Source organism: Dactylosporangium sp. NPDC051541 (genome assembly GCF_044454505.1).
Taxonomy (GTDB): Bacteria; Actinomycetota; Actinomycetes; order Mycobacteriales; family Micromonosporaceae; genus Dactylosporangium.
In genome coordinates this window covers 731,672-754,153 of record NZ_JBITDU010000004.1, presented here as the reverse complement: position 1 = coordinate 754,153, position 22,482 = coordinate 731,672, and the positions used below count along the sequence as shown (strand labels likewise).

Sequence of the window (22,482 nt, the reverse complement as noted above, 5' to 3'; positions counted from 1 at the left end):
CACGATTCGCCGTACCAATGGAGGACGCATTTGTTCAAAAGCGCAGCTCAAAGTGCTCTACGCGATAGGTATACACAGCATGTATACGTGTGGTGTAGAGTCCCCGGACATGTCCATCGGTCAAGCGTTCTTGGGGCTGCTCGAGGCCCGCCCCCGCCACGGCTACGACCTGAAGCGGGCCTACGACGAGCGCTTCGGCACCGACCGCCCGCTCGCCTACGGGCAGGTGTACGCGACCCTGTCCCGCCTGCTGAAGCACGGCCTGGTCAGCGTCGACAGCGTCGAGTCGGGCGAGGGCCCGGACCGCAAGCGCTACGCGATCACCGACGCCGGGGTCGCCGACGTCGAACGGTGGCTGGCGCAGCCGGAGAAGCCCGAGCCCTACCTCCAGAGCACCCTGTACATGAAGGTCGTCCTGGCCCTGCTCAGCGCCCGCCCCGCCGCCGAGGTGCTCGACCGCCAGCGCGCCGAGCACCTGCGGCTGATGCGCGAGCTGACCCGCCGCAAGTCCGCCGGCGACCTGTCCGACCAGCTCATCTGCGACCACGCGCTGTTCCACCTCGAGGCCGACCTGCGCTGGCTGGAGCTCACCACCGCGCGCCTCGACGACCTGGCAAAGGATGTCCGCCGATGACCACCGCACTGCTGTCCGCCGACGACCTGTACAAGACGTTCGGCTCCACCCAGGCCCTCGCCGGCGCGTCGATGTCGGTCGCGGCCGGCGAGATCGTGGCCGTCATGGGCCCGTCCGGCTCCGGCAAGTCGACGATGCTGCACTGCCTGGCCGGGATCATCCAGCCCGACGCGGGCCGCGTCCGCTACCGCGACCAGGAGCTCTCCGCCCTGTCCGACGGGCGCCGCAGCGCCCTGCGCCGGGGCGAGTTCGGCTTCGTGTTCCAGTTCGGCCAGCTCGTCCCGGAGCTCACCTGCCTGGAGAACGTCGCCCTGCCGCTGCGCCTGGACGGGGTCCGCCGCCGCGACGCCGAGCAGCGGGCCCGCGACTGGCTGGAGCGCCTCGAGATCGACGACGTGACGGCGAAGCGGCCCGGTGAGGTCTCCGGCGGCCAGGGCCAGCGCGTCGCCGTCGCCCGGGCCCTGGTCACCGGGGCCCGGGTGGTGTTCGCCGACGAGCCGACCGGTGCCCTGGACTCCCTCAACGGCGAGCGGGTCATGCGCCTGTTCACCAGCGCCGCCCGGGAGCACGGCGCCGCCGTCGTCCTGGTCACCCACGAGCCGCGGGTCGCCGCCTACTCCGACCGCGAGATCGTCGTGCGTGACGGCCGCGCCCTGGACCTGGAGCGCACCCGATGAGCCGGTGGTTCGCCGAGGTCGCGCTGGGCGCGAAGCTGGCCATCAGCGGCGGCCGGGAAGGCTTCGTCCGCACGGCCCTGACGGCGCTCGGGGTCGGTCTGGGCGTGGCGGTACTGCTGCTGTCCGTCTCCATCCCGGGGATCCTCGACGGCCGCCACAGCCGCACCGACGCCCGCGACGACCTGCACTACGGCGCCGAGGAGCCGGTCCGCAGCGACACCTCCGTACTGATGCTGCCGATCCAGAGCGCCTACCACGACCGGGCCGTCACCGGCCGGTTCCTGCAGCCCGACGGCGCCCACCCGATCCTGCCGCCGGGCGTGTCCACGCTGCCGCCGGCCGGCTCGATCGTCGTCTCCCCGGCCCTGCGCGACCTCCTCCAGACGCCGGAAGGGGCTCTGCTCCGGGAGCGGTTCCCGCAGCCGATCGCCGGCACGATCGGCAAGGAAGGACTTTCGGGCCCCAACGAGTTGTACTTCTACGGCTCCCGCGACGACCTGCGGGAGGACCAGCCGCAGGTGCTGCGGCTCACGCACTACGGCTCCGAGACCCGCAGCGACCCGCTCAACCCGATCCTGCTGCTGCTCGTCGTCGTCGCGTTCGTCGTGCTGCTCATGCCGGTGGCCATGTTCGTCGCCGCCGCCACCCGCTTCGGCGGGGAGCAGCGCGACCGGCGCCTCGCCGCGGTCCGCCTCGTCGGGGCGGACACGTGGATGACCCGCCGGGTCGCGTCCGGGGAGGCGGTGGTCAGCGCGGCCCTCGGGGTGCTCATCGGGCTCGGGTTCTTCTTCGCGGCGCGGGCGTTCGCCGAGCGCCTCGAACTGGCCGGGCTGAGCGTGTACGCCTCCGACGTGCGGCCGTCGCCGGTCCTGACGATCGTCATCGTCGTGGCTGTACCAATGGCGGCTCTGCTCATGACGCTTCTCGCTCTTCGGCGGGTCGTCGTCGAACCCCTCGGAGTGGTCCGGAAGGCGGCCGCGCGGGCCAAGCGGCGGTTGTGGTGGCGGCTGCTGCCGTTGCTGCTCGGGGCGGCGCTGCTCGGGCCGCTCCTCGGCGGGCACCGCACCGAGCGCTTCAACGTGTGGCAGGCCGCGTTCGGCATCATCTTCCTGCTGCTCGGCCTGGCCACCCTGCTGCCGTGGCTGTTCGACAAGCTCGTCGACCGGCTCGGCGCCGGCGGCCCGGTCGCCTGGCAGATCGCGATCCGGCGGCTGCAGCTGTCCCACGACAGTGCCCTGCGGGCCGTCAACGCGGTCGCCGTGGCCGTGGCCGGGACGATCGCGCTGCAGATGCTGTTCGCGGCGGCCGAGGCGCAGTCGACCACGGAGACCGACCAGAACGTGGCCCAGATCCAGGCGGTCCTGCGCACGGAGCTGAGCCCGCTCACGACCGTGCACAGCCAGGCCGAGGCCGAGGCCGCGCTGCGCCGCACCCCCGGCGTCACGGCCACGCACTCCTACCACCAGAACTTCGGCGGGCCCGCCGGCGCCACCGACCACGAGTTCCTGGAGATGGTCGTGGCCGACTGCGACACGCTGCGCCTGATGGCCGACCTGCCGTCGTGCGCCGACGGGGACGCGTTCGCCGTCGACCCGGCCTCGGTGCCACCGGACCAGCGCCCGCAAGGCGTGCTCGACGCTACGACCCTCGGCGGCCAGGCGCTCGAGTTCGGCAAGGACGGCAACGACACCGCCGAGCCGCTGCGCTGGACCGCACCGGCCCGGCTCACGGTGGTCAAGCAGCACCGCGACCCGTTCGGCTCGGAGCACTCCGGCCTGCTCGTCACGCCGGCCGCGGGCCCGCCGCTCGCCGCCGACGCCCACTTCTACACGTTCATCACCCTCGACGAGACCGCACCGGACGTGGCCGAGCACCTGCGCAACACGGCCATGGTCATCGGCCCGGCCAACGACGTGTTCCTCCTGCGCGCCGTCGACGTCGACAAGACGTTCGCGAGCATCCGCCGCGGCCTGTTCGCCGGCGCCACCGTCGTGCTCGTCCTCGTCGGCCTGAGCCTCCTGGTCGGCATCATCGAGCAGCTGCGCGAACGCCGGCGCACGTTCGCGGCGCTCGTCGCGTTCGGCACCAGGCGGGCCACGATGGCCTGGTCGATCCTGTGGCAGACGGCCGTGCCGGTCGCGCTCGGCCTGGTCATGGCGTCCCTGATGGGCCTGGCCCTCGGCGCGGCCCTGCTGCGCATCGTCGTCGTCACGGTCCGCCCCGACTGGGCCGGCATCGGCATCGTGGGCGCCATCGCCGCCGGCGTCGTCCTGCTGGTCACCCTGGCCAGCCTGCCGCCGCTGTTCCGGCTCATGCGCCCAGAGGGGCTGCGCTTCGAGTAGGGCCGCCGGGCGTACCCCTCCCCGCCACGGCCGCGACGGCGATCGTGGCGGGGGCCGGACCCCAGGTCGTGTGTCTGGACCAGCCCGCCCTGCGCATCGCCGTCGACAACGCCGCCGCCCTGGCCTGGCGGCCGGCCGCGGAGACGGACCTGGACGGCTACAAACGCGCCAATCCCGGCCGGCGCCGCCGTGTTCACGCCGGTTGGACAGGCACCGCAGGATGTGATGTCGGCGCGGGGAACTACCGGGTGGTGTGGGCGCGACCGCGGTTCGGTTACCCGATCGGTGGCAGGGGTCCGTAGTTCAATGCCGGGTCCGTCGTGGTCGTCATTCGGTGGTAACGGTCCGTGGCGCCTACGGCGACGAACAATGAACCGGAATCTGTTTTTGACGCCGCAGGCGCCCACGGCCATGGACCACCGAAAGGTGACCACGACGAGCCCGGCACCTCACCACGAACCGCGACCAAGAAACCGCAACCAAAGAACGGTCCGGACCACGCCATCGGTAACGAGCCGCCGCCAGGCGGCCCAACCATCGGCCGAGCCCACATCGGCGGCTGCAAGTCCAGCCGGGCAATGGTGGCCCCCGAGGAGACGGCCCGGTATTCGGTCGAGGCCGGCCAGAGCCAGAGCGCGGCGCCGGTCCAGGAGTTGGCTCTGGCGGGCACCGCTCCGGTGCCTCGTGCGGTGGCAGTGCGGGCGGGGGAGCAGGGATCGCGCCCGGCATTTCCGGCTCACACTTTGCCGGGCTGGATCGTCATAGCCCTTGGAGGTGGTGCGGGATGAGTGCGGTCATGGGGGAGCGGCGGCAGTTGCTCAATGTGGCGTACCGGCTGCTGGGGTCGCTCGCCGACGCTGAGGATGTCGTGCAGGAGGCGTTCGCGCGGTGGTATGCCCTCGCGCCCGGCCAGCGGCAAGATATCGCATCGCCCGGGGCCTGGCTCACGACCGTCACCAGCCGGATCTGCCTCGATCTGCTCGGGTCGGCGCGGGTGCGGCGGGAGCGGTACGTCGGCGAGTGGATTCCTGAGCCGCTGCCGGGGGACGGGGTGGGCGGACTGGGTGGTGGCGGGGCGGACCCCGCCGACCGGGTCACCCTGGACGAGTCCGTCAACATGGCGTTTCTCGTGGTGCTGGAGAACATGACGCCGGCGGAGCGGGTCGTGTTCGTGTTGCACGACGTGTTCCGGTACTCGTTCGCCGAAGTCGCGGAGATCGTCGGGCGGTCGCCGGGGGCGTGCCGGCAGCTGGCGTCGTCGGCGCGGCGGCGGGTCGCGTCGGCGCGGGTCGAGCGGGCCTCGGCGGAGCGGAAGGCGGGGCTGGTGCGGCAGTTCGCGCGGGCCTGGGCGGCCAAGGACATCGACGCGCTCATCGGCGTGCTCGACCCGGACGCGGTCGCCGTGTCCGACGGCGGGGGTGTCGTGCCGGCGCTGCTCGAGCCGGTGATCGGGGCGTCGGCGATCGCGGCCGGGTTCATCCGCATCCGCAACCTGGGCCAAGAGCTGACGGTGGTCGAACGGACGGTCAACGGCCAGCCGGGGCTCGTCGTCGAGGCCGGCGGGGTGACGACGACCGTGATGGCGTTCGAGGCGGCCGGGGACCGGATCACCCGCATCTGGGCCGTGCGCAACCCGGACAAGCTCCGGACGTGGAGTGCGGGCTGAGGTTGCGGCCGGATGGTGTACTGGTCGGGTGGGAACGTGGTTACGGCCGACCGGGATCGGCTTCCTGGTGGTCGCGGTGCTGTTCGGCATCGGTGTGCGGGTCGAGATCGGGCACGAGCCGACGAACTGGGCCCTGACGACGGTCTACGTGGTGCTGGGCGTGATCACAGCGCTCGTCGGGGCCGTCCTCATGGCGCTGGGACAACGCGCGGCGAACCGTCGCTGACGGTCTGCGGCGAACCGTCGCCGACGGTGCCCGGCGAACCGTCGTCGACCACCGCGGCCCGCAGGGCGCCGGTCGGGTCGAGATAGGCGGCGGCGACGAGCGAGATCCACTGATACACGGCGTCCTCGTTGTCGGCGAGTGGTCCCGGAACGTAGTGCGGCGAGCTCAGGCCGCGCTGCACCGACTCGCACGCCGCCCAGTCCTGGCGGTTGGTGAGGTCCCAGAAGTCGACCGCATACGCCGTGTCCTCGATGCCCTCAGGGAAGTACCAGCTGCATTCGATCTCGGTCTTTCCCGGCGCCAGCGGCGTCAAGCGGTGGGTCATCACGTAGTCGGGGTGGGCCGAGATGAGCAGGTTGGGGAACAGGGCGACGTAGAGGATGGTCCGCCGGGGCGCGCCGTCGATGTATACGCCAGGGCCGGTCCCGTCGAACGACATCGTGTCGGCGTGGTCGCGCAGATCCATCGTCCCGCCGACCCACGCCCCCGGCAGCACCCAGTTGTCGCCGGACGTCGGCGGGGACACCTTGCACAGCTCGGGGTGGATCAGCGGGCAGTGGTAGCACTCCTGATAGTTCTCGACGATCGTCTTCCAGTTGGCGGCGACGGAATACACATGCCGGCTCCCAAGCTGCAAACCGCTCATATGGTACGGCCTGAGCAGCGCGTCGAGCGCCCCGACGTACTCGGTCACCGCCGGTGCGGGCGCCCCCGCGTTGACCAGCAGCCAGCCCTGCCAGACGGCCGCCGGCAGTTCGACCAGCCCGAGCTCGGAAGGCTCGAACGAGTCGACGCCGGCCATGTGCGGTGCGGTGGCGAGCGAACCGTCGAGCCGGAACGCCCAGCCGTGATAGGGGCACACCGCGGCCGGCCGGTCCGCGGTCGCGCCGGACGGGAGCAGCTCGTGGCCGCGGTGCCGGCAGACGTTCGCGAACGCTCTCGGCTCGGGCGCGAACGTGAGCAGGACCCCGACGTCGCCGACGGTCACCGCCCGCTGGTTGCCGCCGCCGGCGAGCTCGTCGAGGCGGCCCAGGCAGGTCCAGGCCCCGGCGAACAGGTGCCGGCGCTCCCAGGCGAGCACGGCCGGGTCGGTGTAGGCGGCGGCCGGCAGTGTCCGCGAGGACCCGAACGGTCGCAGCGCCGGCTCGACCCCGGCCGGATCGAGCGGCGCCGCGTGCAGTTCCGTCATGCCCCTAAGCCTCGCGCAGCGCCACCTTCGTGTAAATGCGGCGCAGCGGTGCGGGGGAGTACCAGTTGAGCCGGCCCAGGCCGCGCACGATCGCCGGGACCAGGATGCCGCGGATGAGGGTGGCGTCGACGATGATCGCGATGCCGCAGCCGATCCCGAACATCTGCAGGAAGCTCACGGTGCTGGTGCCGAAGGCGAAGAAGCTCACGGCGAGGAGCATCGCGGCCGCGGACACGATCCGGCCGGTCCGGGCCAGGCCGGAGCGGACCGCCTCGTCGGTGGACAGGCCGCGGTTGTGCAGCTCGGCGATCCGGCCGATGAGGAACACCTCGTAGTCCATCGACAGGCCGAACACGATGCAGAACATGAGCACGGTCATCGCCGTGTCCATGGGCCGCGGCGTGAACCGCAGCCACGACGCGAGGTGCCCGTCCTGGAAGATCCACGTGAGCACGCCCATGGTCGCGGACAGGCCGAGGACGTTGAGCACGAGGGCCCGCAGCGGCTGGATGACGCTGCCGGTGAACAGGAACAGCAGCGCGAACGTGGCCAGGACGACGACCGCGATCCCGAGCGGCAGCCGCGAGGAGATGGCGTGCGTGGTGTCGATGAGCCGCGCGTCGGTGCCGCCGACGTACGCGGGCACCGGCGAGCGGGCGCCGCGCACGGCCCGGACCAGGGCCTGCCCGTCGTCGGACTTGGCGGCGAGCTTCGAGGCGACCAGGAGGCGCTCCCCGCCGGGCCGGCTGAGGCTCGGGTCGCCGTCGCGGACCTTCCGGCCGCCCGCGAAAATCCCGGCGCTGCTGGTGACCGTGCCGGCACGGTCCAGTGTGGACAGCGCGGCGGCGTAGCCGGTGAGCGCGTCGCGGTGCACGGCCCCGTCCAGGACCACGTCGACGCCGGCGTTCTGGTTGCTGGCGAACCCGGTGGCGAGCCGGTCGGCGACCAGCCGCCCGTCGCTACCGGGGCGGAGCACACCCTCGTCCGGGGTGCCGAACTCGACGCCCGTGAGGGGGCTGGCCGCGACGAGTAGGCCGAGCACGACCGGGAGCGCGGCCAGGGCCGGGCGGCGCATGACGGCCCCGGCGAGCCGGCTCCAGAATGGGGAGTCGGCGGTAGGACCGAGATCACCGCGCCGCCGCCACGGGACCCGCCCGGCCTCGACCCGGCGCCCGAGGACGGCCAGGAGCGCGGGCAGCACGACCAGGGCACCGACCGCGGCGATGACGACGACCCCGATACCGGCGTAGGCGAAGGAGCGCAGGAAGTACAGCGGGAAGACGAGCAGCGCCGTCAGCGCGGTGGCGACCGTGGCCGCGGCGAACAGGATGGTCCGCCCGGCCGTCGCGACCGTCGCCGCGAGCGCCTCGGCGACCGGGGTGCCGGTGCCCTCACCCGAGGCCCCCAGCTGTTCCCGGAACCGGCTCACCATGAGCAGTGCGTAGTCGATGCCGAGCCCGAGTCCGAGGGCGGTGGTGAGGTTGACGGCGAACACGGACACGTCCGTGACCGACCCCAGCAGCGACAGCTCGGCGAACGTCCCGACGATCGCGACCCCGCCGACGGCCAGGGGGAGCAGTGCGGAGACCACACTGCCGAAGACCACGATCAAGAGCAACAGCGTCAGTGGTACGGCGATGGCCTCGGCGATCGCCAGGCTGCGCGCGACCTGGGTGTTGACGTCGACGTTGACGGCCGCCTCGCCGCCCGCCCGCACGGACAGGGCGTCGCCGTCGACGGCGTAGCGTTCGATGAGCGCCTGGGCCCGCTTCCGGCGCTCGGTCTCGTCGCCGCCGACGTGCGCGAGCACGATCGCGTCGGCCCCGTCGGCCGAGCGCAGTTCGGGGACCCCGGTGGACCAGTACGACACGACGTCGCTGACCCCGGCCTCGTGCGTGAGCGCGGCGGTGAGCTCGTTGCCGGCCGCGGCCGCCCGGTCGACCGAGCCGCCGGTGGCGTGCGCGAGCAGGATGAGGTTGGGCCGCCCGCCGAAGCGTTCGTCGATGAGCCGCTGCGCCTTGGAGGACTCGGAGGCCGGGTCGTCGAAGCCGCCGCCCTGCAGCCGTCCGAACACGCCGGCCCCGGCGACCCCGGCGCCGATCAGCAGCAGCAGCGAGACGATCAGGATCAGCCGGGCGCGGCGGTGGATGAAGGAGCCGTACCGGTACAACATCTGCTCTCCCCCAAGGGATGTTGACGGCGTAAACTTAACAGTGTCAACATTGCACAGATTGTTAACGGTGTCAACATCCGGGAGGATGTGGTGGTGCCTTCCAGCAAGTTGAGCCGCCACTCGTATCACCACGGCGACCTGGCCAACGCCCTGACCGGGGCCGCGCTCGAGCTCGCCCGCGCGGGCGGCCCCGAGGCCGTGGTCCTGCGCGAGGCGGCCCGCCAGATCGGCGTCTCCGCCACCGCCGCCTACCGCCACTTCAGCTCCCGCGAGGACCTGATCCACGCGGTGAAGGACTGCGCGCTGACCGAGCTGGCCGAGCGCATGCAGCAGGAGCTGGAGCACACGAGCACCGCCGACGACACCGTCGAGGCCTTGGCGGCCAAGCTGCGCGCCCTCGGCCACGGCTACATCAGCTTCGCCCTGGAGAAGCCCGGCCTGTTCCGCACCGCGTTCCACCACTCGGAGCCGATGACCGGCCGGCACGGCCTCGATCCGCTGGAGACCGCCCCGTTCCAGATGCTGATGCGCATCCTGGACCGCCTCGTCGAGCTGGGCGCGATAGACCCGCAGCGCCGCCCGTTCCTGGGCATGTTCGCCTGGGCCACCGCCCACGGCATCGCCGACCTGCTCCTGGACGGCCCGCTGCGCAACTTCCCGCCCGACGTCCAGCAGGCCGCCGTGCAGAACGCCCTGGACGCCACCGTCGCCGGCGTCCTCGCGCGCTAGACCCGGCCCGTCCGATCACCGCCGCCCGGCGCCGGGCCCGGACCCCGCGCTCGGACCGGTCGCCGCGTCAGGCTCGGTGCGGCCGATCATCGCCGCCGGTGACGGTTCCGACTTCGCCCACGTGGGTCCGGCGACGCTGAGTCGGCCGGCCCGCCCCAGGCGAGGCGCACACATCGCGGGGGCCTAGCCGGCCGGCAGCTGGCGGCGGCCGGCGAAGCCCAGATCGACCCGGTGATACCAGCTCAGGCCGGCGTCGCCCTCGAGCCAGCACAGCAGCACGTCGGCCCCGTCGAGCTCGGCCGGGAAGTCCAGCAGCAGCGGCGCCAGGCCCTTGAGGTGCGCCCCGGTGGCCTGAACGGCGGTGATGAGCTCGTCCAGGAGCGCCTCGGCCGCCTTGAGCTCGGCCATCCCGCCCAGCGCCGTGCCCGGCCCGCCGGGTGCGAGGGCGGCCGCCAGCTCGGCCGCGTCGGCCCGGACCGCGACGAGCTGATCCAGCGCCGGGCGGATCCGGGCCAGCTCCGCCCGCGCCTCCGGGACGGTGAACAACACCATGGCGCACACCCTGCCATACGGCGTGGGGTGCGGCGCCGCGGCTCCGGCTCGTGGTGTGCGGTGGCCGGAGTGGCCTGTGACCGTGGGCGCGGTTGCGGTGTGGGGTGCGGCGCCGCGGCTCCGGCTCGTGGTGTGCGGTGGCCGGAGTGGCCCGTGGTCGTGGGCGCGGTTGCGGTGCGGGGTGCAGCGCCGCGGCTCCGGCTCGCGGGGCGCGGTGGCCGGAGTAGCCTCCGATCGTGGACCTCATCGCGGCGTGGGAGGCGGGCACCGGCGCCGAACGGGGGCGCCTCGGGGCGGTCATGGAGGCGGCACTCACCGACCGCGCCTACCGGGCCGACCCCGCCGAGCGGCTGGCCCTGGCCGAGCGGCTCGCCGAGCTCGACGATCGCCGGGCGCTGGCCGCCGAGCACCTCCGGGCCCTGCTCGACGAGCGGCTCCGCGACCTCGGCCCCGAGGACCCGGACGTGCTCGAGGTGCGGATCTCCCTGGCCCACGCCGAGCGGGACGCCGCAGCGGCCGGGGCGGCGCTGGCCGACGCGCTGCGGGTGCTGGGTGCCCGGCACGCCGTGACCGCGCACGGGCGGCTGCGGCTGGCCCAGTCCCAGGAGCGGGCCGGGGACTTCGCGGCGGCCCGGCACCTGCTGCGCCGCGCCATCCCGGACGCCGTGCGCGGAGCGGGCCCCGACCACCGGCGCACGCTCGGGCTGCGGCTGGCCCTGGCCGAGGTGTACGAGCGGGACACGGTCCGCTACGCGAGCCGGCACCGCGGGGTGCTGCGGGCCTACCGGAGCCTGCTGGGGGCGCAGCGGCAGTACCACCGGGCGATCGAGAGCCTGGAGCGCATCCACGGCCCCGAGGCGCCGCTCGTCCTGGCCACCTTGGAGCGCCTGGCCGACCTGTACGAGCGGACCGGCACCCTGGGCGCGGCCACCGCCCAGTACGAAGCCTCCCTCCAGTGGCACGAGCTGCGGCACGGCCCCGACGCCCCCGAGACCAGGGCCGCCCGCGACACCCTGGCCCGCGTCTACCTCCGCGGCCGCCACCCCGAACGCGCCGTCCCCCTCTACGAACCGGTCCACGACCGCCCCGCCCCGCCGCCCGCCGACGAACCCGACGAGGCCCTGGACGACCTTGCCGAGGCTCACCTGGCGGCCGGTGACGAGACGGCCGCCCATGAGGTGTACGAGCGCCTGTGGGCCTTCGTCGTCGAGCGCGACGGCCCCGACGCCCCGGAGACCGTCCGCTACCTCGCCGAGTGCGCCGAGGCCTTCGACGAAGCCGGCGCCCCGACCCTGGCCGTCATCTGGCACGAACGCCTCGTCGCGGCCCTGACCAGAGCCGCGCCGCGCGACGAGGAAGCCCTGACCCTGGCCCGGGTCCACCTCGCCGCCGCCCGCGACAGCGCTGCCCGCCCCGCCTAGGCGCCGCCCGGCCGATCATTGCCGGCGGGTTCGGCGTGGTCACTATTCGGTGGTGACGGGGCGGGGGCGCCTGCGGCGACAAAGAAGATTTTGGTTCGTTGTTGGTTGCGTCCTTGGGCGCCTTTTCGTTCCGGAACTTTGAAGCTGCCAACGACGAATCGCAATCATTTTTTCGCCCTAGGCGCCGCGAATCGTTACCACCGAATGGTGACCGCGGCGGACCGGGCAGTGACCGGCGGGCCGCAACCAGACGAACCGCGACCAAGCTACGGTCGCGCCCACGCTTACTCGGTAGTTCCCATGGGCCGAGCGGACATTGCGGTGCCCCTCCAGGCGCGGTGCCGATGGCGAGGCGACTGGCGGGCCGGTCGCTGCCGGGTGGGGCCTGACCCGTTTGAGGGACCGTAGACGACACGCCGGGCTCGGGCTGCCGGCAGTACCCACAAATCGGGCATTTCGTATTTATCGTCTCTTCGGGTTGCGCTCGGTGGCTCATTCGGACGATGTGGATGTACCTGATGGTCAAGCGGCTGCTGCTCGTGCCCGCGGGAATGGTTGTTGCCGGCGTTGTGGCGTTGGGTGGGGCCGCGCACGCCGCGAGTGTCGCGCCCAGTGCGTCCGCCGGGCGGTCGCCGGCGGTGGCGGGGTCCAGCGCGGTTGGCAAGGCGCGGGGCAAGGTGGCGGTGCCGTCGGCTTCGGTGGGTGGGGGTGTGACGGCCGACGCGGTGGTGCCGTCGGCTTCGGCGGCGGGGGGTGTGACGGCCAGCGCGGCCACTGTGACCGTGCGGGGGCGGGCCTGGAACGACCGTAACCGCAACGGGGTGCGTGACGGCGGTGAGCCGGGGATCGGTGGGCTGCCCGTCGCCGTGTTCGCGGTCGGGGAGCTGGCGGGGCAGTCGCAGCAGTCCAAGGCCGACCTCACGCGGCGGCTCATCGGGCGGATGCACACCCGCGACACCTCCGGCGGGGACGTGCGGGAGGCGGTGACCGGCAAGGACGGGACGTACCGGGTGACGGGGCTGCCGGCCGGGAGCGTGGTCGTGCTCATCGGCGCCGGGACGGTCGGGCGGGACGGGAACATCGCCGCGATCGAGTGGGCGTTCACCAGGTACGCGGCCGGTGGTGACCGGGGGCGGGACTCGGACTTCGTGCCGTACACCGAGGCGGGCGGGCCGGCCGTGTTCGGGGTGTCCGACGTCGTGACGATCGCCGGGGGCGGGGCGGCCACGCTCGACGCCGGGCTGTATCGGCGGCCGGTGCTCGCGGTCACGGGTACGAACGTCGTCGCCCTCGGGGGAACCGGGTTTGCGCTGGTGTGCGCCGGTTTTGTCCTGGTGCGGGCCGCGCGGCGGCGGGCCTGATCGCCGTTTGGGCGAACGCGTCCGGGGATTTTCACGGCAGCCGCGGCGGTCGACGGTCGCTGCGGATGCCATGATGTGTTCCGGCGATCGGCAACTGAGGAAGCGGTCGGATGGCGCGGTTCGAGGCAATGACATCGGTCGACGGGAAGCGGGCGGCGGTTGCGCTGTCCGGGGAGTGTGACCTCTCCGCGCGGGAGGAGTGCACGGCCGCCCTGATGACCGCCGTCGGTGCGGCGCCCCAGGTCGTGGTGGACCTGGGCGGGCTGACGTTCCTGGACTCCAGCGGGGTGCACGCGCTCGTGACGGCCTACCGGGCGGCGACCGAGAAGGGCGGGCGGCTCAGCGTCGTCAACGCCGGCGGGATGGTCGCGCACGTGCTGGACATCACCGGCGTCGGTGGGCTCCTGCAGCCGCAGGACGGCGGCCGCGATGGTTGAGCATCCGGCGAAGCCCGGCGAGTCGATCGGCTATCAGCTCGTCGCCGACCTGGCCGCGGTCCGGGCGTTCGTGACCGCCCGGGCGCTCGCGCTCGGCCTGTCCCGCGACCGGGCCGACATGCTGACCCTGGCCGTCAACGAGCTGGCCACCAACACCCTGCAATACACGCAGGACGGCGGCGAGGTCCAGCTGTGGTCCGAGTCCGGGCAGCTCTACTGCGACGTGCTCGACCAGGGCCCGGTGCTCACGTTCGGCGGGGTGATGCCGGCGGCCGACGCGGTGCGCGGGCGTGGCCTGCCGATCGTCGAGCTGGTGTGTGACCACGTGGCCGCGTTCGCCGTGCCCCGCGGCTCCATCGTCCGCCTGCAGGTGGGCATCTAGACAACCTGCACGGCCAGGGTGCAGGTGTCGTCGTCGGGGCTGGGGCGGCGCAGCAGCCGGCGCAGGCCCGGCAGCGGGTCGGCGATGTCCGGCTCGGTCGCCGCCGACAGCGCCGACTTCACCCAGTCCAGGTGCGTGCCCACGTCCATGGCCCGCCGCTCGACGAGGCCGTCGGTGTAGAGCAGCACCACATCGCCCGCCCGGAGGTCCGCCGCGGCGGCCGGATACTCCGCGCCCGCCACCGCACCCAGCAGCAGTCCGGGCGGGGGTTTGAGTGCTTCGGCGGTACCGCCACGACCCAGCAACGGCGGCAGATGCCCGGCCCGGGCCCAGTCCAGCCGCCGCGTCACCGGTGAGAAGACGCCGATGACCGCGGTCCCGGTGAGCCCGAGCTGCACGCACAGCCGGTTCATGTGCCCGAGCAGCTCGCCGGGGTCGCGCAGGCCGATGGACAGCCACGCGACGAGCGCGAAGCGCAGGTGCGCCATCCCGTTGGCGGCCTCGAGGCCGTGCCCGGCGACGTCACCGATGGCGAGCAGCACCGAGCCGTCGGGGAGGGTCTGCGCGTGATACCAGTCCCCGCCGACCCGCAGCGCGCTCTCGGCCGGCAGGTAGCCGACCGTGGCCCGCAGCCCGTTGAGCGGGAACGGCTCCCGCGGCACCGGCTGGATCAGCTGCTGCAGCTGCGCGGCGAGGCGATGCTCGGCCAGGGCCGTCATCTCGCGGGTGTGCAGCTGGTCGCTGAGCCGCTCGATCGCCGAGCGGGACCGCTCCCGGGCGCTGACGTCCTGCACCACCGCGTAGATCTTCAGCGGCCGGCCGGCCGGGTCGCGGGCCAGGTCGGACAGGATGCGCAGGTGCTTGGTCCCGTCGCCGACGCGGAAGCGCACGGTCACGTCGGCGGTGGCGCCGCTGTCGAGGGTCTGCCAGGACAGCTCGGCCACCGGCGCGTCCTCGGGGACGACCGCCGCGGCCTGGTCGGCGCGGGGGAGCGGCCCCAGCGCCGGGTCCCGCTCGAAGATCCGATACAGCCCCGGTGACCAGTCCATTTCGCCGGTGACGAGGTTGTACTCCGACCACCCGAGACTCCCCAGCGACTCGGTCCGGTCGAGGCGGCGCCGGGCCTCGTCGACCCGCTCCCACCACACGAGCAGCCCGTCGAGGACCCGGTGCACGCTGACGACGAAGGACGAGTCGGCGGCGATCCCGGCCGCGGCCTGGTTGTAGCGGAAGTTCTCCAGGCTCGTCGGCTCACCCGTGCTCAGCACCCGCAGGTAGGCCGACCAGAGGGGGCCGCCGGCGATCGTCGGATACAGCTGGGTCAGCCGGCGGCCCGTGCGCGTCGTGCCGAGGCCGAGCAGGTCGGCGCCGGCGCCGCTGGTCGCCACGACGAGGAAGTCCACGACCGCCCCGGACTCGGTGACCGGGCGCAGGAAGGTGCAGCCGGCCGGGACGGCCGACAGCAACTCCCGCACGACCACCGCGATCGCGTCGGCGTCGTCTGCCATGCCCGCAGCCTAGCGTCTGCTTCCCGCCCGAGCCGTGAAGCAGGCGCAGCGACCGCGGCGGCCGTGCGGGAGGTGCTCAGCTCGCGGTACAGGTGGGGTTCAGCGTTCCGGCGGTACCGGTGCCCTGGAAGCCGAACTCCGTGTACTGCCCGGCGTTGACCTTCCCGTTGTAGGACACGTTGCTCCAGGTGTTGCCGGAGCGGGTCACGTTCCAGGAGCTGGTGACGGCCGCGCCGCTGGGCAGGGCCAGGCCGACGGACCAGCCGTTGATGGCGGCCGAGCCGGCCGTCACCCGCACGGTGACGACGAAGCCGCCCTGCCACTGGTTCACCGACGTGGTGGCGGTGCAGCCACTGCCTGTACCCCCACCCGGGCTTGACGGCGAAGCCGACGGCGATGACGGGCGGGGCGATGCCGACGAGGACGAGGGGCGGGGCGTCGGGCCCTGGCCGTTGAGGCCCATGAACTCGATCGCCATCGCCGCCTGGCCGGCGAGGGGCAGTGAGTGCCCGACGCCGCTGATGCTGATGCCCTCGACCGGTGGCGCGACCGCCGCGCTGCCGTAGCGGGTGCGGGTCCAGCCCGACCGCGGCGTGTCCGTCAGCGCCGGCGTCTGCGAGACGCCGAGCACGTTCGTCCACTGCTTGATCTCCTCGCCGAAGTTCGGGTAGGAGAGCGTCGTGTCGGTCGTGCCGTGCCACACCTGCATCCGCGGCCGCGGGCCGGTGTAGCCCGGGTAGGCCGCCCGGACCATGTCGCCCCATTGCTGCGGCGTGTAGATGCGCTGGCCGCCGGAGCACTGGCTGTTCCACGACGAGCCGTCGGTGGTGGCGAAGCAGCCGAACGGCACGCCCATGAACGCGGCCCCCGCCTTGAACACGTCGGGGTAGTCACCGAGCAGGACGTTCGTCATCATCGCGCCGGAGGAGGCGCCGGTGACGTACACCCGGCTCGGATCGCCGTTGTAGTGCTGCTCGGTGTAGGTGACCATCGACATGATGCCGACCGGGTCGCTGCCGCCGCCCCGGGTCAGCGCCTGCGGCGACGAGACGTCGAAGCACTGGCCGCTGCGGGTGGCCGACGGGTAGACGACGATGAAGCCGTACTGCGACGCCAGGGACGCGAACTCCGAGCCGGAGTAGAACGCCGGGCCGGAGCCCGTGCAGTAGTGCACGGCCACCAGGATCGGCGGCTTCGCCTGCACGTTGTCCGGGACGAAGATGTGCATCCGCAGGCCGCTGGGGTTGTTGCCGAAGCCGGTCACCTCGACCAGCGAGGCGGCCTGGGCGGGCTGGGCGACCACGAAGACCCCCACGAGGGCCAGGGCGACGCCGGCGAGGGCGGCGAGGAGACGGCGCATGTCAGCTCCCCGTGCAGGTGGGTGTGAGGGTGCCGGCGGTGCCGGTGCCCTGGATGCCGAACTCCGTGTACTGCCCGGCGTTCACGTGCCCGTTGTAGGAGACGTTGCTCCAGTTGTTCCCGGACCGCGTGACGTTCCAGGAGCTGGTCGCGGTCGCGCCGCTGGGCAGCGCGAGCCCGACGGTCCAGGCGTTGATGGCGGCCGAGCCGGCGGTGACGCGCACGGTGATGACGAACCCGCCCGGCCACTGGTTGACCGACGTGGTCGCCGTGCAGCCGCCCGTGTTGTTCGGCGGCGGTGAGGTGGAGACCGAGACCGAGGGCGACGGGGAGGCGCTCTGCGAGACCGGCGGGGGCGAGGTCGGGCCGCCGCCGTTGAGGGCGTTCAGCGCCGAGGTGTACGCGGCCTTCTTGTTGCCGTTGTTGTCGAACAGCAGCGGGGTGTCGCCGCTGCGCCACGAGTCGCTGTCGCGGATGCCCCAGACCGTGATGCCGGTGCAGCGGGCCACGGCCAGGCACGACTTGACGACGGTGGCGTAGCTGTTGGCCTGGGCCGTGCCGGAGCCCTGGATGTCGAGCTCGGTGATCTGCACGTCGACGCCGAGGTCGGCGAAGCGCTGCAGGTTGGCCTGGTAGTCCGACGTCAGCGGGGAGCCGGAGTTGATGTGCGACTGGAAGCCGACGCAGTCGATCGGCACGCCGCGGGCCTTGAAGTCCTTCACCATGTTGTAGACGCCGGTGCTCTTCGCGTTGACGCCGTCGGTGTTGTAGTCGTTGTAGCAGAGCTTCGCGCCCGGGTCGGCGGCCCGCGCGGTCTTGAACGCGACCTCGATCCAGTCGTTGCCGGTGCGCTGCAGGTTGGAGTCGCGCCGCCCGCCGCCCCCGCCGTCGGCGAAGGCCTCGTTCACCACGTCCCAGGCGTAGATCTTGCCCTTGTAGTGGGTGGCGACGTTGGTGATGTGGTTGACCATCGCGTTGCGCAGGGCGGTGCCCTCCATGCCCTGGGCCCAGGACGGCTGCTGCGAGTACCAGGCCAGGGCGTGCCCGCGCATCCGCTGGTTGTGCGCATTCGCGTGGGCGACGATCGCGTCGGCGCTGCTGTAGTTGAACGACCCTTGGCTGGGCTCGGTGGCGTCCCACTTCATTTCGTTCTCGGGCGTGATCATGTTGAACTCGCGGTCGAGAATGCCGCTGTAGGTGGCGTCACTGAGCTTGTAGTTGGCGACGGCGGTGCCGAAGTAGCGCCCGCTCTCGGCGGCCGAGGCGCCCAGTGTCGTGGCGGCTTCGGCGGTGGTCGCGAGGCCCACGACGACGGCGACCGCGGCCGCGCCGGCCAGTGCGGCCGCGCCCCGGGTCCTGAAGTTTTTCATGGCGGTAAGACCTCCGGACGGTGACGAATCCGCTTTCTCGCGGACCGTCTTCAGCATTCCGGAAATGCGCCGAAAATGAACGCCCGCGACCCAGGAAGCCAGGTCGCGGGCGTTATCGATAAGGCAAATTCTGAAACTTACAAACGCCAATCTTTCAGCCTTTTACTGAACCGGTTAATCCACCCACGATTCGCCGTTCGGCGAAGACGAAGAAACCGATTGCCGGGATCATCGAGGCGGCGGTGTAGGCCAGGATGCGGGCGGTGTCCTGGGCATACTGCGACTGGAACGCCGCGACCCCGAGCGGCAGCGTGAAGTCGGACGGGTCCGACAGCACGAGCACCGGCAGCAGGTATGCGTTCCAGCTCGTCACGAAGGCCAGGATGGCCACCGTCGTCAGCGCCGGGCGGCTCAGCGGCAGCAGGATCCGCCAGAAGAACCCCAGCCGGCCGGCCCCGTCCATCGCCGCCGCGTCCTCCAGCTCGCCCGGGATCGCGTGCATGAACGGGCGCAGGATGACGATGGTGATCGGCAGCGAGAACGCGGCCTCCGGCAGGGCCACGCCGAGCGGCTGCTCCAGCAGGCCCATCTGGCGCAGCAGCAGATACAGCGGCAGCGCTGCGGCCGACACCGGGAACAGCAGGCCGATGGTGAACAGCGTGTAGAAGCCCTCGCGGCCCTTGAACTGATACCGCGACAGCGCGAACGCCGCCATCGCGCCCGCCGCGACCGCGAGGAAGGTCGCGACCACCGCGATGAACGCGCTGTTGCCCATCGCCCGCCAGAACACCGACGAGGACAGCACCTCGGAGAAGTTGCTGAACACCCACGGGCTCGGCCAGCCGGCCGGCGAGTTGTTCAGCTGTGCGTTGCTGCGGAAGCCGCCCAGGACGGTGAACAGCAGCGGGACCAGGGTGACCCCGACGACGAGCAGGATCACCAGGTAGCGAAACGGCGTGCCCAGCGTCAGCGACCTCGGCGCGGTCGCGGCTTTCGGCGCGGTCATGGCGGTCACTCCACGATCCGGGTCATTGCGCCCTGGGTGTCGCGGCGCAGAGCGAAGCGCTGATAGAGCAGCGCGAAGATGAAGCACACGATGAACAGCACGACCGAGACCGCACTGCCGTAGCCGAACTCGTAGCGGGTGAACCCGCGGTCGAGCAGGTAGACGGCCATGGTGTTGGAGGCGTTCGCGGGGCCGCCCAGCGTCATGATCCAGACCAGGTCGAACAGCTGCAGCGAGCCGATGACGGACAGGAAGATCCAGATCCGGATCGTCGGGCCGAGCAGCGGCAGCACGATGCTGCGGGTGGTCTGCCAGGATGTGGCGCCGTCCGTCGCGGCCGCCTCCTTGAGCTCGGCCGGGATGCTCTGCAGGCCGGCCAGCAGCAGGATGATGCCGAAGCCCAGATACTTCCAGGTGATGACGACGAACAGGGTGTACAGCACCAGGTTTCCGTCGGCCAGCCAGTCCTGGATGATCCCGCCGAGCCCGACGGCCTTGAAGACCTGGTCGACGAACCCGTCCGGCTGCAGCATCAGCAGCCACACCACGGCGGTGATGGCCTCAGAGAGCACGTAGGGCGCGAACACGATGAGCCGCAGCACCGCCCGGCCCCGGATCTTGCCGTTGAGCATCAGGGCGATGCCGATCGCCAGCGGCAGCTGGATGACCACCGACAGCACGGCGATGATGATGTTGTGCCAGAGCGACTGCCGGAACACCTCGTCATCGAGGATCCGGGCGTAGTTGCCGAAGCCGAACCAGGTCCGCGGGCTGAAACCCGTCCACTTGTAGAAGCTGTAGTAGACCGAGGCCGCGATCGGCAGCAGCACGAACCCGACGAACAGGATCAGCGCCGGGGTCAGCAGCAGGGCCAGCTCGAGCCGCTTGGCCCGGCTCCCGCCCGGCCGGCGGGCCGGTCGCGCAGTGCGACCGGCCCGGGCCGAGGGTGCCGCCGCCACGGCAGTACCACTCGTTTGCGTCATGCCCCTGCTCTTTACTTGTTGGCGACGGCCTTGCCGAACGCGTCGACGATCCCCTGCGGACTGCCCTTGCCGGCGAAGAAGTCGGCGATGGCGTCGTTGAGGGCCTGGCCGACGCTGGTGGGCAGCGCCTGGTCGAAGTACACCTGGATGTACGGCGCCCCGTTCAGATACTCCTGCACGGTCTTGAGCGACTGGTCCTGGATGGCCGAGATCGCCTTCGGGTTGGCGGGCAGGGTCGCGGTGTTGGAGGACACCAGCTTGGCCTGCACGTCCGCGCTGGCGACGTACTTCAGGAAGTCGGCGCAGGCCGGACCGGCCTTGACCGCGCACGAGAACCCGTCGCCACCGCCGAGCGCGGTGCCGGGGGTGCCCTTGCCGCCCTCGATCGTCGGGAACGGGAACCAGCTGAGCTTCGAGGCGAACTGCTTGTCCTCGGTCAGCGGGATCATCGTCGGCAGTTCCCAGTCGCCCTGCAGCTCCATCGCGGCCTTGCCGTTGGCGACGAGGCCGGCCGAGCTGCCCGCGCCCTGCTGGGCCGGGGTGCCCAGGAACGCGTCCTGGAACGGCTTGGTGTCGAGGAACGCCTTGAGGTCCTCGCCCGCCTTGACCCAGCACGGGTCGTCCATCTTCAGGTTCTTCACCGTGTTCTTCACCGTGTCGGTGGAGCACTCACGGATGGCGAAGTAGGACCACCAGAAGGCGTCCGGCCACTTGTCCTTGCTGCCGATCGAGATCGGCGTGATGCTCTTGGCCTTCAGCTTGGCGACGGCCGCGTTGAGCTCGGCCATCGTCTTCGGGGCGGCCGAGATGCCGGCCTGCTCGAAGAGGTCCTTGCGATACCAGAAGCCCACGACGTGCAGGTCGTAGGGGATGCCGTACTGCTTGCCCTCGACCTGCCAGCCCTGCGCGGCCGCGCCGAGCTCGCTGATCCACGGCTTGACCTGCTCGGACATGTCCATGATCTTGCCGGACTCGACCTGCGTGGCCAGGGCGCCGCCGCCCCACTGCTGGAAGATGCTGGGCGGGTTCGGTGACTGCAGGGCCACCGAGATCTTCGTCTTGAGCGCCTCGTTCTGGGCCGGCTCGACCTTGAACGTCACGTTCGGGTGGTCCTTGTGGTATGCGTCGGCGACCGATTGCCAGACACCCATCGCCGGGTCCTGGTTGCCGTTGTGCCACCAGGTGAGCGTTACCGGGGCGTTCGCATCGGTCGGTGCTTGAGTGCTGTCGTCTCCGCAAGCGGTCAAGGAGGGGACCGTCATCGACAGGGCGATGGCGATCGCGGCCAGCCTCCGTGGGGTGCTCAGGCGGACGTTCAAATTGATCATCTCCTGACGGGGGCGTGGGCGAGCCACTGGGGCTCGGCCCTCGATGACCGCAGAGTCTGCGCCTTTGTTACGAGCGTTGTCAATCGTTGTCGATAACGTTATCGGACGTTATTGTGCCCTCGTGAAGCCCAGTTCCCGAGTCACGATCCGTGACGTGGCGGCCACCGCCGGCGTCTCGGTCGCGACGGTCTCGAAGGTCCTCAACGCCCGCTACGGCGTGTCCGCGGCGACCAGCGCGCACGTCCAGGCGGTCATCCGTGACCTGGGCTACGAGGCGAGCCTGGTCGCGCAGAGCCTGCGCAACCACAAGACCAACGTGATCGGCATCCTCGTGGCCGACCTGGAGCCGTTCTCCACGGAGCTGCTCAAGGGCGCGGCCAAGGCGATCAAGGGCACCGGATACGAGCTGGTCGTCTACTCGGCCGGCGGGCGCACCGGGGACCACGCCGGCTGGGAGCAGCGGTATCTTTCACGCCTCTCCGGCACCCTCGTCGACGGGGCCATCCTCGTCACGCCGACGGTGGTCGAGGTCGAGTTCGGCCAGTCCGTGGTCGCCGTCGACCCGCACGCCGGGCCGACCGGACTGCCCACAGTGGACTCCGACAACCTGGCCGGGGCCCGGATGGCGGTCCGCCACCTCGTCGAGCTCGGGCACCGGCGCATCGCGCTCATCGGCGGACGCCCCGACCTGGAGTCGGCGAAACTGCGTGAGCAGGGCTACCGCGAGGAGCTCGCCCTGGCCGGCATCGACGCCGACCCCGAGCTCGTCCAGCCCGGCAACTACGACGCCGACGACGCCGCGGCCGCGGCCCGGCGCCTGCTGGACCGGCCCGGCCGCCCGACGGCCCTCTTCGCCGCGAACGACACCTCGGCCATCGCCGCCATCGAGGTCGCCGCCGCGATGGGGCTGAAGGTGCCCGCGGACCTCTCCGTCGTCGGCTTCGACAACGTCCCCGAGGCGGCCCTGGCCAGCCCGTCACTGACCACTGTGGAACAGCCCATCCACGAGATGGGGCACCGCGCGATCGACCTGCTCATCCAGCTGATGAACGGCGCGCCGGTGGAGAACTCCCACGTCCGGCTGGCCACGCGGCTCGTGGTGCGCCAGTCGACCGCATTTCTGGAAACGGAGCGTTGAG

Annotated in this window: 20 protein-coding genes; 11 read left to right on the top strand and 9 right to left on the bottom strand. The window is 71.8% G+C overall.

Annotation, left to right across the window (positions count from 1 at the left end):
• Window positions 1–109 precede the first annotated feature (109 nt).
• The 5 genes from ACIA8L_RS23030 to ACIA8L_RS23010 all read left to right on the top strand — a co-directional run bounded on the left by ACIA8L_RS23030 (window position 110) and on the right by ACIA8L_RS23010 (window position 5,545).
• Complete coding sequence (locus ACIA8L_RS23030) at window positions 110–634, top strand: PadR family transcriptional regulator (protein ID WP_395907692.1); 525 nt, start codon at window positions 110–112, stop codon at window positions 632–634.
• Window positions 631–1,311 carry an ABC transporter ATP-binding protein gene (locus ACIA8L_RS23025; RefSeq protein WP_395907690.1) on the top strand — a complete coding sequence of 227 codons (681 nt, stop codon included), beginning with the start codon at window positions 631–633 and terminating at the stop codon, window positions 1,309–1,311. The genes ACIA8L_RS23030 and ACIA8L_RS23025 overlap by 4 nt, the downstream gene beginning before the upstream one ends.
• Window positions 1,308–3,653, top strand: a complete 2,346-nt coding sequence (locus ACIA8L_RS23020) for an FtsX-like permease family protein (protein WP_395907688.1) — start codon at window positions 1,308–1,310, stop codon at window positions 3,651–3,653. Before ACIA8L_RS23025 ends, ACIA8L_RS23020 begins: the two co-directional genes overlap by 4 nt.
• A gap of 784 nt (window positions 3,654–4,437) precedes the next feature.
• Window positions 4,438–5,319, top strand: coding sequence for an RNA polymerase sigma factor SigJ (gene sigJ, locus ACIA8L_RS23015; RefSeq protein WP_395907686.1), 882 nt, complete (start codon window positions 4,438–4,440; stop codon window positions 5,317–5,319).
• 28 nt (window positions 5,320–5,347) lie between these two features.
• A complete protein-coding gene (locus ACIA8L_RS23010) occupies window positions 5,348–5,545 on the top strand; it encodes a hypothetical protein (protein ID WP_395907684.1) in 198 nt (65 codons plus the stop codon).
• On the opposite strand, the gene ACIA8L_RS23005 is transcribed toward ACIA8L_RS23010, so the two are convergent.
• Together ACIA8L_RS23005 and ACIA8L_RS23000 are read right to left on the bottom strand one after the other, a co-directional pair.
• A complete protein-coding gene (locus tag ACIA8L_RS23005; RefSeq protein ID WP_395907682.1) occupies window positions 5,508–6,734 on the bottom strand; it encodes an aromatic ring-hydroxylating dioxygenase subunit alpha in 1,227 nt (408 codons plus the stop codon). The genes ACIA8L_RS23010 and ACIA8L_RS23005 overlap by 38 nt on opposite strands.
• A 4-nt stretch (window positions 6,735–6,738) precedes the next feature.
• A complete protein-coding gene (locus ACIA8L_RS23000) occupies window positions 6,739–8,907 on the bottom strand; it encodes an MMPL family transporter (RefSeq protein WP_395907680.1) in 2,169 nt (722 codons plus the stop codon).
• 93 nt (window positions 8,908–9,000) lie between these two features.
• Here ACIA8L_RS23000 and ACIA8L_RS22995 point away from each other — a divergent pair, with 93 nt between their 5' ends.
• Entirely contained in the window at window positions 9,001–9,636 is a 636-nt protein-coding gene (locus ACIA8L_RS22995) for a TetR/AcrR family transcriptional regulator (protein ID WP_395907678.1), read from the top strand.
• A 183-nt stretch (window positions 9,637–9,819) separates the two neighbouring features.
• Here the strand turns inward: ACIA8L_RS22995 and ACIA8L_RS22990 are convergent, their stop codons facing one another.
• On the bottom strand, window positions 9,820–10,188 hold the full coding sequence (locus ACIA8L_RS22990) for a DUF2203 domain-containing protein (protein ID WP_395907676.1): 369 nt from the start codon (window positions 10,186–10,188) through the stop codon (window positions 9,820–9,822).
• A 236-nt stretch (window positions 10,189–10,424) separates the two neighbouring features.
• Between ACIA8L_RS22990 and ACIA8L_RS22985 the strand changes: the two genes are divergently transcribed.
• From ACIA8L_RS22985 to ACIA8L_RS22970, 4 genes are all read left to right on the top strand, one after another.
• The gene (locus ACIA8L_RS22985) at window positions 10,425–11,609 is read left to right on the top strand and encodes a tetratricopeptide repeat protein (RefSeq protein ID WP_395907674.1); all 1,185 of its coding nucleotides are present in this window, start codon (window positions 10,425–10,427) and stop codon (window positions 11,607–11,609) included.
• A gap of 503 nt (window positions 11,610–12,112) precedes the next feature.
• Window positions 12,113–12,970, top strand: coding sequence for a hypothetical protein (locus ACIA8L_RS22980; RefSeq protein ID WP_395907672.1), 858 nt, complete (start codon window positions 12,113–12,115; stop codon window positions 12,968–12,970).
• Window positions 12,971–13,080: 110 nt separating this feature from the next.
• A complete protein-coding gene (locus tag ACIA8L_RS22975; RefSeq protein WP_395907670.1) occupies window positions 13,081–13,407 on the top strand; it encodes an STAS domain-containing protein in 327 nt (108 codons plus the stop codon).
• Window positions 13,400–13,789, top strand: coding sequence for an ATP-binding protein (locus ACIA8L_RS22970; protein ID WP_395907668.1), 390 nt, complete (start codon window positions 13,400–13,402; stop codon window positions 13,787–13,789). The genes ACIA8L_RS22975 and ACIA8L_RS22970 overlap by 8 nt, the downstream gene beginning before the upstream one ends.
• On the opposite strand, the gene ACIA8L_RS22965 is transcribed toward ACIA8L_RS22970, so the two are convergent.
• The 6 genes from ACIA8L_RS22965 to ACIA8L_RS22940 all read right to left on the bottom strand — a co-directional run bounded on the left by ACIA8L_RS22965 (window position 13,786) and on the right by ACIA8L_RS22940 (window position 21,334).
• On the bottom strand, window positions 13,786–15,297 hold the full coding sequence (locus ACIA8L_RS22965; RefSeq protein ID WP_395907666.1) for a PP2C family protein-serine/threonine phosphatase: 1,512 nt from the start codon (window positions 15,295–15,297) through the stop codon (window positions 13,786–13,788). The genes ACIA8L_RS22970 and ACIA8L_RS22965 overlap by 4 nt on opposite strands.
• A gap of 76 nt (window positions 15,298–15,373) precedes the next feature.
• A complete protein-coding gene (locus tag ACIA8L_RS22960) occupies window positions 15,374–16,657 on the bottom strand; it encodes a PHB depolymerase family esterase (protein WP_395907664.1) in 1,284 nt (427 codons plus the stop codon).
• Between the two features lies 1 nt (window position 16,658).
• Window positions 16,659–18,026: an endo-1,4-beta-xylanase gene (locus tag ACIA8L_RS22955; RefSeq protein ID WP_395907662.1), complete on the bottom strand. Its 1,368-nt coding sequence runs from the start codon at window positions 18,024–18,026 to the stop codon at window positions 16,659–16,661.
• 154 nt (window positions 18,027–18,180) lie between these two features.
• Complete coding sequence (locus tag ACIA8L_RS22950; protein WP_395907660.1) at window positions 18,181–19,032, bottom strand: carbohydrate ABC transporter permease; 852 nt, start codon at window positions 19,030–19,032, stop codon at window positions 18,181–18,183.
• 5 nt (window positions 19,033–19,037) lie between these two features.
• A complete protein-coding gene (locus ACIA8L_RS22945; RefSeq protein WP_395907658.1) occupies window positions 19,038–20,015 on the bottom strand; it encodes a carbohydrate ABC transporter permease in 978 nt (325 codons plus the stop codon).
• A gap of 11 nt (window positions 20,016–20,026) precedes the next feature.
• A complete protein-coding gene (locus ACIA8L_RS22940; protein WP_395907656.1) occupies window positions 20,027–21,334 on the bottom strand; it encodes an ABC transporter substrate-binding protein in 1,308 nt (435 codons plus the stop codon).
• Between the two features lie 130 nt (window positions 21,335–21,464).
• Here ACIA8L_RS22940 and ACIA8L_RS22935 point away from each other — a divergent pair, with 130 nt between their 5' ends.
• Window positions 21,465–22,481 carry a LacI family DNA-binding transcriptional regulator gene (locus tag ACIA8L_RS22935; RefSeq protein ID WP_395907654.1) on the top strand — a complete coding sequence of 339 codons (1,017 nt, stop codon included), beginning with the start codon at window positions 21,465–21,467 and terminating at the stop codon, window positions 22,479–22,481.
• Window position 22,482 lies beyond the last annotated feature (1 nt).

Coding starts and splice junctions, on each gene's coding strand:
- ACIA8L_RS23030 (WP_395907692.1), top strand. CDS start 110: ATGTCCATCGGTCAAGCGTTCTTGGGGCTGCTCGAGGCCCGCCCCCGC.
- ACIA8L_RS23025 (WP_395907690.1), top strand. CDS start 631: ATGACCACCGCACTGCTGTCCGCCGACGACCTGTACAAGACGTTCGGC.
- ACIA8L_RS23020 (WP_395907688.1), top strand. CDS start 1,308: ATGAGCCGGTGGTTCGCCGAGGTCGCGCTGGGCGCGAAGCTGGCCATC.
- sigJ (WP_395907686.1), top strand. CDS start 4,438: ATGAGTGCGGTCATGGGGGAGCGGCGGCAGTTGCTCAATGTGGCGTAC.
- ACIA8L_RS23005 (WP_395907682.1), bottom strand. CDS start 6,734: ATGACGGAACTGCACGCGGCGCCGCTCGATCCGGCCGGGGTCGAGCCG.
- ACIA8L_RS23000 (WP_395907680.1), bottom strand. CDS start 8,907: ATGTTGTACCGGTACGGCTCCTTCATCCACCGCCGCGCCCGGCTGATC.
- ACIA8L_RS22990 (WP_395907676.1), bottom strand. CDS start 10,188: ATGGTGTTGTTCACCGTCCCGGAGGCGCGGGCGGAGCTGGCCCGGATC.
- ACIA8L_RS22980 (WP_395907672.1), top strand. CDS start 12,113: ATGTGGATGTACCTGATGGTCAAGCGGCTGCTGCTCGTGCCCGCGGGA.
- ACIA8L_RS22975 (WP_395907670.1), top strand. CDS start 13,081: ATGGCGCGGTTCGAGGCAATGACATCGGTCGACGGGAAGCGGGCGGCG.
- ACIA8L_RS22970 (WP_395907668.1), top strand. CDS start 13,400: ATGGTTGAGCATCCGGCGAAGCCCGGCGAGTCGATCGGCTATCAGCTC.
- ACIA8L_RS22965 (WP_395907666.1), bottom strand. CDS start 15,297: ATGGCAGACGACGCCGACGCGATCGCGGTGGTCGTGCGGGAGTTGCTG.
- ACIA8L_RS22960 (WP_395907664.1), bottom strand. CDS start 16,657: ATGCGCCGTCTCCTCGCCGCCCTCGCCGGCGTCGCCCTGGCCCTCGTG.
- ACIA8L_RS22955 (WP_395907662.1), bottom strand. CDS start 18,026: ATGAAAAACTTCAGGACCCGGGGCGCGGCCGCACTGGCCGGCGCGGCC.
- ACIA8L_RS22950 (WP_395907660.1), bottom strand. CDS start 19,032: ATGACCGCGCCGAAAGCCGCGACCGCGCCGAGGTCGCTGACGCTGGGC.
- ACIA8L_RS22945 (WP_395907658.1), bottom strand. CDS start 20,015: ATGACGCAAACGAGTGGTACTGCCGTGGCGGCGGCACCCTCGGCCCGG.